The sequence below is a fragment of the Hungatella sp. L36 genome, assembly GCF_014288035.1.
In genome coordinates this window covers 134,848-147,079 of sequence record NZ_JACOPC010000015.1, presented here as the reverse complement: position 1 = coordinate 147,079, position 12,232 = coordinate 134,848, and the positions used below count along the sequence as shown (strand labels likewise).

Below are 12,232 nucleotides of genomic sequence, written 5' to 3'. Positions count from 1 at the left end.
ACCTGGGCCGGTTTAGCTGCTTTCCCTCTCCACCAGCGATGCAGAGAACACCAGATGCTGCACGCTCGGTTTATTATCGGAAGGCGCTTCAATCTCATCGATGACCATATGTGTCGCTTTTTCGCCCATCTCGTGGGCGGGAATCTCCAGCGATGTCATGGTCGTCTCTAAGAGTCCGCCAATGGAGTGACCGGTTAGGCTTACCAGCCGGATCTGCTCCGGAACGCGGATTTTTCTGTCTTTTAGTGCGCGGATCGCCGCCATCCCCTGAATATCCACGGCCGCCATAATGGCGTCCAGATCCGGATTCTGATTCAGAAGATCTTCTGTACACTGATACCCGTATTCAAAATTGTTGCCCGGCATCGGAGAAGTGGCGCAGGTTTCTGTCAGCCCCAGCTCTTCCATGGCCCGGTGATAGCCGTTATAGCGCTCCCGGTAGGGCGCAAGGCTTGTGGTGCCGTTGATCAGGCCGATTTCCCGGCAGCCCTTGGAATAGAGGTATCTGACGGTGTCGTAGCCGCAGGCGTCGTAATCGGCGATGACGCTGCTGATGCTGCCTTCCTGCTTCCGGACGATCTGGGTCACCGCAATGCCTCCGGCGTGAATATCCCGCAGGAGGTGGCCGTTACGCCCTGTACCGGCTATGATAATGCCATCCACGAAACCATTGCGCAGGCGGTTTAAACACTCTTTCTCGATGACCGGGTCATCCTCCGTGTGACAGATGAGCGTCGCATATCCCAGCTTTCGGGATTCCGATTCGATACTCTGGGTAATATCGGCGAACAGCGTCAGATGAAGGCGGGGAACGACGACACCGATGGTATGGCGTTTACCCTGACGCAGTCCCTGGGCGAGAACGTTGGGCTGATAGCTTAATTCCTTCACGGCCGCGAAGATTCGGGCCTTTGTGTCCGGATGGACATAGGAAGTATTGTTCAGCGCCCGGGAAACCGTGCTTACATCGACACATGCCAGTCTTGCAACATCTTTTAAAGTAGCCATAAGATCAATCCTTTTCCATTTATTTTGCAGAACATCATATACAATCGTTTGCCTATAATACCAATATAGTACAGATTAAAGCGGAATACAAGCGAAATACAGGAGAAATACAAAAGAATTACGGAGGAAGATCTAAGCCTCATTCTCTTAAGCGTAACGTAGTCTGTTTTATAAAAAAGACGGTAATTGTGCACAAAAACTGTAGGAATAAACAAAATATACTATGCTTTATGCAATTATTTGTAGGCCGTATGCAATAAATTGCAGGTCGGACCATATCTATTGACCACCGCATTGCGGTATGGTATAAAGGAGCTACAGACATACAAACGATTGCACAAACGAAGTCAAAACACCAGCGCGCGATGGTGAAGTAGATTTCGGGGCAGACCGCTGTGTCAGATGATAATCAAATCGAATAAACAAATTGGATAAAACAGATTGAATAAAGCAAATTGAATAAAACAGATCAGGCTTATAGAATGAAAAGGAGAATAGAGTCATGGCAAAAGTAAAAAATTTTAAAACAGTATTCCCGGCAGTATCCGTACCTTTAAATGATGACTATACAATTAATGAACCGGAGTTTCGTGCCTACCTTCGTTGGATGAAGACTTTCTATAATAAAGGAATCCAGGGACTGGTGTGCAACGGCCATACAGGCGAGATCACAGGCCTTTCCCGTGCGGAACGGAAGCGTGTGGTTGAAATCTGCAGTGAGGAATGCGGCGATATTATGACGATTATCTCCGGAATCAACTGCGAGAATACCATAGAATCCATTGAGATGGCAAAGGAAGCAAAGGAAGCCGGAGCGGACGGAATCCTGCTGATGCCCCCTCACATGTGGCTGCGCTTTGGCATGCATGCGGATGCACCATTTGAGTATGTGAAGGACGTGGCAGAGGGCGCGGATATCGACATCATTATTCATCTCTATCCGGCCACCAGCAAGGCATTCTATCCAGTCGGGACACTGATTAAGATGTGTAAGGAAATCGACCACGTAAAATGCATCAAGATGGGAACCCGTGTTACCTCCATCTATGAGCACGACGTTCGCCTTCTTCGTCAGGAGTGCCCGGATATCTCTCTGATTACATGCCATGACGAGACACTCTGTGTCAGCTGGTTCCCGGGAATGGACGGCGCCTTAATCGGTTTTGCAGGCTGTGTACCGGAGATCATCTGCCCGGCCCGCGAGGTATTTGCCAATCCGGAAAAGCACACATTAAAAGAGGCCCAGGACTGGTCCGACCGGATCTTTCACATTTCACAGGCCATTTACGGCGGCGGCCAGCCATCCGGCGAGGCCCATGCACGGCTGAAAGAGGCACTCGTACAGCGCGGCATATTCTCCAGCGGCTTAATGCGCAAGCCTGTGCTCCCGCTGAACCAGGAAGAGAAGGACTGGATCGCGCTGGGACTTAAGAACAGCGGCATGGAAAAAGTGGACATGAGCCAGTTTCAGTAATCAGTAATGAAATCCAGTAATGTAATTCAGTAATGTAATCCAGTAATAAAATCCAGTAATAGAATCCAGTTGTAAAATCAGAGAATTGAAAGGATTATAAAAAGGCGGCACCGGAGGCAGCCGGCGCCGCCTTTTATCAGGAGAGGTGAGAATATGGGGGAAGAATTTGACCAGACAAAAGTCAAAAAAGCATCAATTCTGGAACTGTTAAAACGTATTGGTCCGGGTATCATTCTGGCGGGGGTCGTAATCGGACCCGGAAACATAACGACATCTGCAATGCTGGGCTCCAACTATGGGTATTCCATGATATGGCTGGTGATTCCCATCGCATTTATGGGAATCACATTTATGCTCACGACATATCGGCTCTCTATGCTTACGGGAATGCCGGTGATCCATGCAATACGGCATTACTATGGAAAAGGGGCGGCAGTGATTGTTGGCATGGCCACATTTTTCTCGTGCCTGTTCTTTACCATGGGGAATATCACAGGTTCGGGAGCCGGTATGAACCTCATCTTCGGAATGAACTGGAAGCTGGGCTCTCTTATTATGATAGCCATTATTCTGGTGTGTTATTTCACCAAAGGGGTTTATTCCAAAGTGGAAAAGCTGATCACGCTGTGTATTCTGGGAATGATCGTCTGCTTTTATGCCACGCTGACGGCCACGGGCGGACCGGCATGGGGAGAGCTTGGCAGGGGGCTTACCCACTGGAAGATCGCGGATGGCTGCCTCACTACGGCGCTGGCCTACATAAGCACCAATGCGGCCATCACAGCGGGCATTTACGGAACGTATCTGGGCGTTGAAAAGAAGTGGAAAAAAGAAGATTTGTTCAACGGAATCATGCTTGCTGACGCCATCGCCCATGTGGCCGCCGTCATCCTGATATCAGGGGCGATAGTTTTAGTCGGCGCGATTGTACTGCATCCGACAGGAACGGCAATCAAGGCTCCGGCCCAGCTTGGCGATCTGCTCATTCCATTTTTAGGCAAAGCCGCGCCGGTCGTCATGGGGATTGCGCTGCTGGCAGCAGGATTTTCCTCACTGCTTGGTAATACGCAGCGCGGCATGGTGCTGCTTGCCGCCGGGATCGATAAGCCGGTGGGGCTGGAGACGAAGTTTATCCGCTGGGGCTGCCTCCTTTGCATCGCTTTTGCGGCAGTCATCTGTTACAGCTACGGCGGTTCCCCCACTCAGCTGATTTTCATTGCCAATATCGCAACTGCGGTCGCTACGCCGTTTGGCGGATTCTTTGTCTGCCGGCTGATTTTCCGCAAAGACGTTAATGCCGGATTAAAGACTCCGCGGGTACTTCAGATCTGCATGGTGATCAGCTACGCCTTCGCTCTGATCATGACGGGCTCCGCTCTCTGGAAGATGTTCTTTCTGTAATCGTGAGAGGCAGTCTGTGGGATGACGGAAATCTATAATAGAAAACCAGGGCAGAGAAAACAATTCTTGTTTCAGGAAAATTGTTTTCTCTGCCCTGGTTTTTTGTCAGCTGCCCAGAAGCATTAACATCACCGTAACCACAAACTCCTTTTCGTTCGGGGTAACCTTCATCTCTCCGTCGTACTTTTCCACCGTCGTGCGAACGTTGGAGAGTCCGATTCCACAGAAATGCTGGCCTTTTTTAACACTTTCATACTGGTTTTCCTTCAGGATGTACTGGCCGTTATAAGAGTTTGTGACCTTAATAATAAGAAAGGACTTCTTAAACAGGATTTCCACGTCAATGAAGCGGTCCTCCGTGTCTCCCTCCATGCGGCAGCAGGCTTCCTGGGCGTTGTCCAGTAAGTTTCCCAGAATAATGCATAAGTCCACGTTGTCAATCGGTAAGTCAGGCGGAACCATGACATTTACTGTCATGCGGATGTTGTTCAGGGAGGCCCGTTCTTTGGCATCGTTCAGCAGGATGCTGATCAAATTGTTCCCAATGTTGACCGTGGAAGACAGGTGCCTGGAATCGGTGTAAATCTCATCGATGTAATGAAGCGCATCCTGATACTGCTCCAGTTCAATGAAGGATGCGATGCAGTGCAGATGGTTTTTCAGATCGTGGCGCATGGCCGCGACCTCGTGTTGAGACTTTTCCACACTCTTGTAATAATCTTTCTGATGCTCCAGAAGCTTGGACGCCATCAGACTCCGCTCGCTGGCCTCGTCGATCATCTCGGTCTTGTCGATCAGATAGAACAGCGCGAAGGACGTACACATGAGAATCCCGGATTCCGATAAATAAAATGGAGCGGTCTGGTTGATGGTCCGCAGATAAAACTGATGTATGACGATAAAGAGGATTCCGGCCGGTGCTAAGTAGGTGATGGCGGAATACAGGTTGTATTTATTGTGGCGGCGCATGCTTCGGAAGTAGATGAACAGCCAGGTAAACAGGATAAAGACGACGCAGGCCGCAATCTGTGACAGAGGGCTCTGAATCAGATTGGAAGGGACCGACGGCAGATCCGCGTGCTTTAGCGCCATGAAAAATGTGGAACAGGCCAGCTTGCATGAGTAATGCAGGGTGACAAAGAGGTACGTCACGAGGATCTTAATCTGAAGCGCATCCGCGAAAAAGAGGCAGGCCAGCAGAAGCGTAAACAAAAGATAGTAGGTCCACGCGGAAAACAGCGGCCAGCGGCCGGCATACGTGACAAGCTGAAAAACGAAATACGAAAAAAGCCCCAGGTAATAGTATTTATTGGGGCGGGAGTTGCGCCTTAAGAAGGCGCGGTACATCTGAAACAGAATCAGTGTCTCGGCACATGACAGAATCGTGTCTAGCAGCAGCTGGTAATAGACCGTCATATGATCTGCTCCTCCATATAATCTAAAAATTTCTGGTTTACTTCCCTGTGGCGGTGGCGGCTTAAGGGAATCACCTCTCCGTTATCCAGCGTTACGGAATCCTTAAAAATGTTGTGAACGTGCTTCAGGTTCACGATAAAGCTCTTATGGACCCTGAGAAAGCCATGGCCTTCCGTCTGCTCCTCGACGGCGCTGATCCGTCCGGTAAAGGTATAGTCGCCCTGTCTGGAGGAGATGTGGATAGACCGGATATCTGATTCAAAATAGAAGATATCTTCCATGGATATGACGGTAGTCCCGCTCTTGCTGGGAAAATGGTAATAAGCCCCCCTCTTTTTATCGATGGAGGCGAATAGGTTCTTTGTAATTTTCTGAAATTCCGGCTTTGATACCGGTTTGACAATGTAGCGGGCCGCATTGATCTTATAGCCCTCGATGGCGTATTCCACAGTTGCCGTCACGATGAGAATGGCCACATTCTGATCCACTTTCCGTATCTTCAAGGCAGTTTCGATCCCATTTAACCGGTCCATCATCATATCGAGGATGATTAAGTCGTACTGTCCTTCCTTTTTATATGCCTGCGCCAGCTCTACTCCGTCGTGGAAGGAGGACAGCTCCAGCGGATAGTGAAATTCAGGTTCTGTCAGATAATCCGTTATTAACTGCAAGTCTGCCGGATTGTCATCACATATTGCAACTTTATACATAAGGCTTCCCCTTTCCGAATCCGTCCGCCGGTGCGAACAGATTAAAAATAGCTAAATCAGGTGCCGTTTCTGACATGAAAAATGTCTTTTCTGCACAGATAATTGACTATAAAATCATAAGAGTTAAAATGGCATTTGTCAAGTGACACATATACCAAATAAAAGGGGGAATTAATTCTATGGCTGGTTCCAAACAGACAGCTCCGGAAGGAACGGGTATGCAGAAAACCCTATCCATCTGGAACTACTTCACAATAGGTTTCGGCGCGATCATCGGGACGGGCTGGGTGCTCTTGGTTGGTGACTGGATGATTATCGGCGGCGGTCCGATCGCTGCAATGATTGCATTTTTCATCGGTGCGTTATTTCTGCTTCCGATTGGCGCAGTGTTCGGGGAACTGACGGCGGCAATACCGATATCCGGAGGTATCGTCGAGTACGTGGACAGAACCTTCGGCAAAAACGTTTCATACATAACGGGCTGGTTCCTGGCACTTGGAAACGGAATCCTGTGTCCGTGGGAGGCAATCGCAATCTCCACACTGGTTTCTGATATGTTCGGCGATATGCTGCCGTTTCTTCGCTCCGTAAAGCTCTATACGATTATGGGGGCCGATGTGTATCTGTTCCCGACAATCATCGCTCTGGGCTTTGCGTGCTACGTTATCTTCTTAAACTTTAAGGGTGCAAGCTCCGCGGCCAAGCTGCAGGCGTTCTTAACAAAGGCGCTGCTGGGCGGCATGCTTCTGGCCATGGCCATTTCTTTTGTAAAAGGCGGCCCGCACAATATTTTACCTGCCTTCGGACAGGTGGATGGAGCCGGTACTTCGACAAGCGCGACAAATATGTTTGCCGGAATTGTGTCCGTCCTTGTTATGACACCGTTCTTCTATGCGGGATTTGATACGATTCCGCAGCAGGCGGAGGAAGCGGCGGAAGGCCTCGACTGGAATAAGTTTGGCAAGGTAATCAGCATGGCGCTTTTGGCTGCCGGCGGCTTCTATATGATCTGTATCTATTCCTTCGGAACTATTATTCCGTGGTCCGATTTTGTAAAGAGCTCCGTGCCGGCTCTGGCCTGCTTAAGAGACATCAACATGTTCCTGTATGTCATTATGCTGGTAATCGCAACCCTGGGGCCGATGGGACCGATGAACTCCTTCTATGGCGCCACCAGCCGAATCATGCTGGCTATGGGACGAAAGGGTCAGCTCCCGGAGAAATTCGCTGAAATCGATCCGAAAAGCGGTGCGCCGAAAATGGCCAACATGCTTCTTGCCTGCTTAACCATAGTCGGACCGTTCCTGGGCAAGAAAATGCTGGTTCCGCTGACCAATGTATCCGCGCTGGCATTTATTTTCTCCTGCACCATGGTGAGCTTCGCCTGTCTGCGTATGAGAACGACGGAACCGGATCTTCCGAGACCGTATAAGGTACCCGGCGGCAAGCTGGGAATCGGAGCCGCCTGCCTGGCCGGTTCCATCATTATTGCATTAATGGTTATTCCGATGAGCCCGGCGGCCTTAAAGCCGGTAGAGTGGCTGATCGTAGCGGGCTGGCTGGTAGTTGGCCTCATCTTAAAAATGTTTTCACAGAAAAAATAATATATCTAAAAATTAAAGGAGGTTTTATCATGAAGAAAGAATTAAAAGATACCGCATTTGTCGGCGGACTGCTGATCGATGGTACCGGTGCAGAACCAATTAAGGATTCCCTGGTTCTGGTAAAAGACGGAAAAGTCGCCTATGCGGGTGCTGGAAAAGAATTTAGTCCGGAGTATGAAATCGTAGATGTTTCAGGAAAGACAATTATGCCTGGTTTAATTGATACACATCTGCATTTCTCCGGTAACTTAACGGATGATGACAGTGACTGGGTACTGGAGAGCGTTGAGCAGAAGGCAGTTGTAGCTGTTCAGCAGGCGCATGAATGTCTGGAGACAGGTCTTACCACAGTTGGTGAGATCGGACGCAACGGACTTGCAATCCGTGATATGGTGGAAGCCGGAATCATGGAAGGACCGCGTGTTGTCGGTACAGGACTTGGATTCTGCCGTACAGCAGGCCATGGCGATTCCCATAAGCTCTTAAAAGAGCATAACGATTTAGGCCATCCGTGGGCTGAGCGTATCGACGGACCGTGGGATTTAAGAAAAGCAGTGAGAAGAAGACTGCGTGATAACCCGGACGCCATCAAGATCTGGGCAACCGGCGGCGGAATCTGGCGCTGGGATCAGAAGCTGGATCAGCATTACTGCATGGAAGAAATCCAGGCAGTCGTAGACGAGTGCAATATGGTAGGAATCCCGGTATGGGCTCACTGTGAAGGCTTCGGCGGCGCATTAGACTGTGCAAAGGCCGGCGTTCATCTGATCATCCATGGCCAGGCTTTAAATGACGAGTGTCTCGATATCATGGCGGAAAAAGGCATCTACTTCTGCCCGACAATTCAGTTCTTACATGAGTGGTTCAAGACATATCCGCCGACATACGTACCGGAAATCCATGACAAGTTCCCGGGCAAGGATGTGGTTGAGAAGGAACTTAACCGTGTTTACGCAAACCTTAGAAGAGCAAAAGACAAGGGCATCGGCTTAACCATCGGTTCCGACTCCTTCTGCTCCAGCCTGACACCATACGGCTATACCGCCATGGGCGAGATGTACTCCTTCGTAGAGTGCGCAGGCATCAGCGAGATGGATACCATCGTTGCCGCTACCAAGGTAGGCGCTGAGATGCTGAAGGTTGCAGACGTAACGGGTACTCTGGAAGAAGGCAAGAGCGCTGATTTACTGGTTATCGACGGCAACCCGCTGGAGAATATCAGAAATATCTGTGTGGAGAACATGAAGGTTATCATGAAAGAAGGACGTTTCGTAAAACGCCACTAAATACAGAAACAGAGAGCCCGCAGAATACGGCGGCCGCGTGTGCGGCACCGTATTCTGCGGGCTTTTGCTGTTAGAGGGCTGACCTGCCCTGCCTTAAATTCTCTTCTCGATCCAGTGGACCGCATCTCCGATTACTTCATCCCGGCAGTATTCATTAAAGATCTCATGGAAGAGTCCGCCGTAAATTTTCATCTGTTTATCTTTGGACGGTGCCTCAGCAAAGAAATCATAAGTATCTTTTACACTTACGAGACCGTCTTTTTCTCCATGAAGCATGAGGACCGGATAGGTAAAGTCCTTGACAGCGCCGTTAAACCAGTCGAGACCGCCGCAGATGGCGTAGCACAGGCCTGTGGTAAAGGTCTTTGTGTTATAGGGATCCTTTCCGTACCAGTCTACGACCTCGGCTACGGAGCAGACACCTGCGCCCAGCTCATTGGGAAGCAGGGTGTGCGGATCCAAGTCCTTCGGAACGCCGGTAATCAGGCCGCCGTTGTCCTTCGTCAGAGCGCCGCTGGTGATCAGGCCGCGCAGCCTCTTATCCGGATATTTTGCACCGTATAGCGCAACTGTGAACCCACCCATACTGTGGCCAATTAAGAAGACCGGCAGATCGGGATTTTCTGCAATAGCCATGTCCACGATTACATTGGTATCATCTAAAAGCTCGTTAAAATCTTCATAATACGTGCGCTCCCCTTCGGAACGGCCATGCCCCCTGTGGTCGAACCTGTATGTAGCGATGCCTGCCTGATGGAAAAGATCTGCGAGATAATCATACCGCCCCTGGTGCTCGCAGAGTCCATGTACAATGACGGCAGCAGCTCTTGCCTGTTCCGGCACTTCTCTGTTAAAGTAAAGCCTTGTTCCGTCAAATGAAGAAATCATTTCTCCCATAAGAAACCTCCTTAATAATAGTTGAATATTCTGTTTTTGCTATGCATCCATCATACCATAAACGGCAGGTTCGTGAAAGACCTCATTCCAATTCCGGGCGTATCTTTATCAATTCGCCTCGGCGAATTGGTGCGAGCGCCCGTCATGCCCCGCATGACAAAATACACTGTGGCGCTCTGCACATCCGCCGGAGGCTTTAGCATTCAGAAGTGGGGGAATCTGCTTCTGAATGTTGAACTGTAATAGGAATCCTTACATAATCCTTACACTTCCAGTCATACCCTTGCATTCCATAACCTTCCATGATAGAGTATTCGAAGAGCCATAATGGTGAGGAATACTGTAATCGAAAGAAAAGAGAAAGGAGGACCTGCGATGAGACGCGGCTATTCATTCTTTATACAAAACCAGTTTATACAGTCACAAAATATAATACAGCTGCATACAGATGATATCATACGGTTTCAACCGACAGCCGACAGGCTTAGTCTTAATATGGTCCATCCTGATCGTTCGCCAATAGGAGGCGAAGAAATCACCTGATGTCCAACCGGAGGAATGTGAAGAGTCCTAAGTAAACTCTACAGAAATCCAGGCGGGAGCACAGGGATTACAGGAAGTATTTGATATCCGGCTGCCTAAAATAACTGGATTTTAGCGGCAGGATCAGAGAACGAGATAAGGACAGAAATATTTAAAGACGTTGGGAGAGCCGGAAGGCTCTTTTTTTATTTCACAGGAAAGTTCTTCCTGTGAAATAAAAACCCTCCGGGAGGATGCGCACTCCGCGCTAAGGAAGTATGGCCGCTGAAGCGACCGCGCTCCGGCGCGAGAGTCCGGATCGCCGGACTCCTTATTCATCTATATTCATAAAAAACAGATTAATATATAAATTTCAGGAGGGATTACAATGAGACAGGTTAAAGAAGAAGTATGTCTTTACTATATGGGCTTTGGCATATGCGCCAGAGGGCTTCATGCAGATAAAAAGGGATGCTGCGCCGGATGCAGCCAGTATAAAGCATCGGGCGTTAAAATCGGTAAAAAAAGCAAAGTGGTAACGGGAAAGAGGGCATAGAGGAAACCGATGAAAACGGTAAAAGGAAAGTACAATGAGGCCATTGTTTATACCGATGTGGCAGAAGACATGGCGCTCCAGCAGATTAAACAGTTATGCGACATGGAATTTGCGGCGGACGCCAGGATCCGGATTATGCCGGATGTCCACGCGGGCGCCGGCTGTACGATCGGTACGACCATGACGATCCATGACAGGGTGGTACCGAATCTTGTTGGGGTGGATATCGGATGCGGGATGGAGACAGTCCGTATCCGGGAGCGCCGGCTCGACCTAAAGAGGCTGGACACGCTGATTCATGAGCGGATTCCGGCCGGATTCCTGGTGAGGGAGAAGACCCATCCCTATTACGGTGAGGCTGACTTAAAGAAGCTTAAATGCCTGGAGCAAGGCGCTGTCAATCTGGAACGCGCGGAGAAAAGCATGGGCACCCTTGGGGGCGGCAATCACTTTATAGAGGCGGATCAGGATGAGGACGGCAATATTTATCTTGTCATCCATTCGGGAAGCCGCCATCTGGGGCTGGAGACAGCCGGTTTTTATCAGGATCTGGCGTATAAGAGCTTAAAGGAGCCGTCACGTAAAACCATTAATCAGATGATCGAATCGTACAAGGCCCAGGGGCGGCAGGGAGAGATTGAGGCAGCTGTCAAGGCGCTGCATGCGTCCGGTGAGACCACGGTTCCCAGGGAGCTGGCATACGTAAGCGGTCAGCAGATGGAGGACTACATTCACGATATGAAGCTGGTCCAGCACTTCGCCCTTTTAAACAGAAAGGCCATGATGGACGAGATTGTAAGCGGAATGGGCCTGACCGTGGAGGAAAGCTTTACGACGATTCATAACTACATCGATACGAAAGCCATGATCCTGAGAAAAGGAGCCGTATCCGCACGGAATGGAGAAAAACTTCTCATTCCCATCAACATGAAGGAAGGAAGCCTGATCTGTGTGGGAAAGGGCAATGAGGAGTGGAACTGGTCCGCGCCTCACGGTGCTGGCCGTCTGATGAGCCGGAGAGCGGCGAAAAAGGCGTTCACAGTGGCCGAGTTCGAACAGGAGATGAAGGGAATCTATACGACGTCGGTGGGCGCAGAAACTCTGGACGAGTGTCCCATGGCTTACAAGGCCATGGATGATATCGTCAAGTACATCGATTCCACGGTAAAAATTCTTCAGGTGATAAAACCAATTTATAACTTTAAGGCAGGAGAATAAGCTATTTAATAGGAAGAGTTTTTCGGAAATATTATAAAAAACATAGATGAGCCATTTGTAAGTTTTGATGGTCAAAATAAAAGGCTGTCCCATGGGGATAGCCTTTTTATCTATCATTTGCAGAATATTAACTTAACGTT

Annotated in this window: 10 protein-coding genes; 6 read left to right on the top strand and 4 right to left on the bottom strand. The window is 49.4% G+C overall.

The window, feature by feature from the left end; genetic code table 11:
- Positions 1-12: 12 nt before the first annotated feature.
- Entirely contained in the window at positions 13-1,008 is a 996-nt protein-coding gene (locus H8S80_RS27035; RefSeq protein ID WP_002605346.1) for a LacI family DNA-binding transcriptional regulator, read from the bottom strand.
- Positions 1,009-1,510: 502 nt separating this feature from the next.
- Here H8S80_RS27035 and H8S80_RS27030 point away from each other — a divergent pair.
- Positions 1,511-2,482 (top strand): dihydrodipicolinate synthase family protein, encoded by a 972-nt coding sequence (locus H8S80_RS27030; protein ID WP_002605345.1) that lies wholly within the window; start codon positions 1,511-1,513, stop codon positions 2,480-2,482.
- A 153-nt stretch (positions 2,483-2,635) separates the two neighbouring features.
- Positions 2,636-3,883, top strand: coding sequence for an Nramp family divalent metal transporter (locus H8S80_RS27025; protein WP_118033229.1), 1,248 nt, complete (start codon positions 2,636-2,638; stop codon positions 3,881-3,883).
- Between the two features lie 105 nt (positions 3,884-3,988).
- Here the strand turns inward: H8S80_RS27025 and H8S80_RS27020 are convergent, their stop codons facing one another.
- Positions 3,989-5,299 (bottom strand): sensor histidine kinase, encoded by a 1,311-nt coding sequence (locus tag H8S80_RS27020; RefSeq protein ID WP_025531257.1) that lies wholly within the window; start codon positions 5,297-5,299, stop codon positions 3,989-3,991.
- The gene (locus H8S80_RS27015; RefSeq protein ID WP_002605342.1) at positions 5,296-6,009 is read right to left on the bottom strand and encodes a LytR/AlgR family response regulator transcription factor; all 714 of its coding nucleotides are present in this window, start codon (positions 6,007-6,009) and stop codon (positions 5,296-5,298) included. The genes H8S80_RS27020 and H8S80_RS27015 overlap by 4 nt, the downstream gene beginning before the upstream one ends.
- A gap of 179 nt (positions 6,010-6,188) precedes the next feature.
- Between H8S80_RS27015 and H8S80_RS27010 the strand changes: the two genes are divergently transcribed.
- Together H8S80_RS27010 and H8S80_RS27005 are read left to right on the top strand one after the other, a co-directional pair.
- Complete coding sequence (locus H8S80_RS27010; RefSeq protein ID WP_117632933.1) at positions 6,189-7,613, top strand: APC family permease; 1,425 nt, start codon at positions 6,189-6,191, stop codon at positions 7,611-7,613.
- Positions 7,614-7,642: 29 nt separating this feature from the next.
- Positions 7,643-8,899, top strand: a complete 1,257-nt coding sequence (locus H8S80_RS27005; protein WP_002605340.1) for a metal-dependent hydrolase family protein — start codon at positions 7,643-7,645, stop codon at positions 8,897-8,899.
- Between the two features lie 93 nt (positions 8,900-8,992).
- Here the strand turns inward: H8S80_RS27005 and H8S80_RS27000 are convergent, their stop codons facing one another.
- Complete coding sequence (locus H8S80_RS27000) at positions 8,993-9,796, bottom strand: alpha/beta hydrolase (protein ID WP_117632934.1); 804 nt, start codon at positions 9,794-9,796, stop codon at positions 8,993-8,995.
- A 910-nt stretch (positions 9,797-10,706) separates the two neighbouring features.
- Between H8S80_RS27000 and H8S80_RS26995 the strand changes: the two genes are divergently transcribed.
- Positions 10,707-10,874 carry a hypothetical protein gene (locus tag H8S80_RS26995; protein WP_002605338.1) on the top strand — a complete coding sequence of 56 codons (168 nt, stop codon included), beginning with the start codon at positions 10,707-10,709 and terminating at the stop codon, positions 10,872-10,874.
- A gap of 9 nt (positions 10,875-10,883) precedes the next feature.
- On the top strand, positions 10,884-12,092 hold the full coding sequence (locus H8S80_RS26990) for an RtcB family protein (protein ID WP_117632935.1): 1,209 nt from the start codon (positions 10,884-10,886) through the stop codon (positions 12,090-12,092).
- Positions 12,093-12,232: the final 140 nt, after the last annotated feature.

What these genes read in the sequence shown, in the direction of transcription:
- H8S80_RS27015 (WP_002605342.1), bottom strand. Translation starts at nt 6,009, where the DNA reads ATGTATAAAGTTGCAATATGTGATGACAATCCGGCAGACTTGCAGTTA.
- H8S80_RS27035 (WP_002605346.1), bottom strand. Translation starts at nt 1,008, where the DNA reads ATGGCTACTTTAAAAGATGTTGCAAGACTGGCATGTGTCGATGTAAGC.
- H8S80_RS27000 (WP_117632934.1), bottom strand. Translation starts at nt 9,796, where the DNA reads ATGGGAGAAATGATTTCTTCATTTGACGGAACAAGGCTTTACTTTAAC.
- H8S80_RS26990 (WP_117632935.1), top strand. Translation starts at nt 10,884, where the DNA reads ATGAAAACGGTAAAAGGAAAGTACAATGAGGCCATTGTTTATACCGAT.
- H8S80_RS27010 (WP_117632933.1), top strand. Translation starts at nt 6,189, where the DNA reads ATGGCTGGTTCCAAACAGACAGCTCCGGAAGGAACGGGTATGCAGAAA.
- H8S80_RS27025 (WP_118033229.1), top strand. Translation starts at nt 2,636, where the DNA reads ATGGGGGAAGAATTTGACCAGACAAAAGTCAAAAAAGCATCAATTCTG.
- H8S80_RS26995 (WP_002605338.1), top strand. Translation starts at nt 10,707, where the DNA reads ATGAGACAGGTTAAAGAAGAAGTATGTCTTTACTATATGGGCTTTGGC.
- H8S80_RS27020 (WP_025531257.1), bottom strand. Translation starts at nt 5,299, where the DNA reads ATGACGGTCTATTACCAGCTGCTGCTAGACACGATTCTGTCATGTGCC.
- H8S80_RS27005 (WP_002605340.1), top strand. Translation starts at nt 7,643, where the DNA reads ATGAAGAAAGAATTAAAAGATACCGCATTTGTCGGCGGACTGCTGATC.
- H8S80_RS27030 (WP_002605345.1), top strand. Translation starts at nt 1,511, where the DNA reads ATGGCAAAAGTAAAAAATTTTAAAACAGTATTCCCGGCAGTATCCGTA.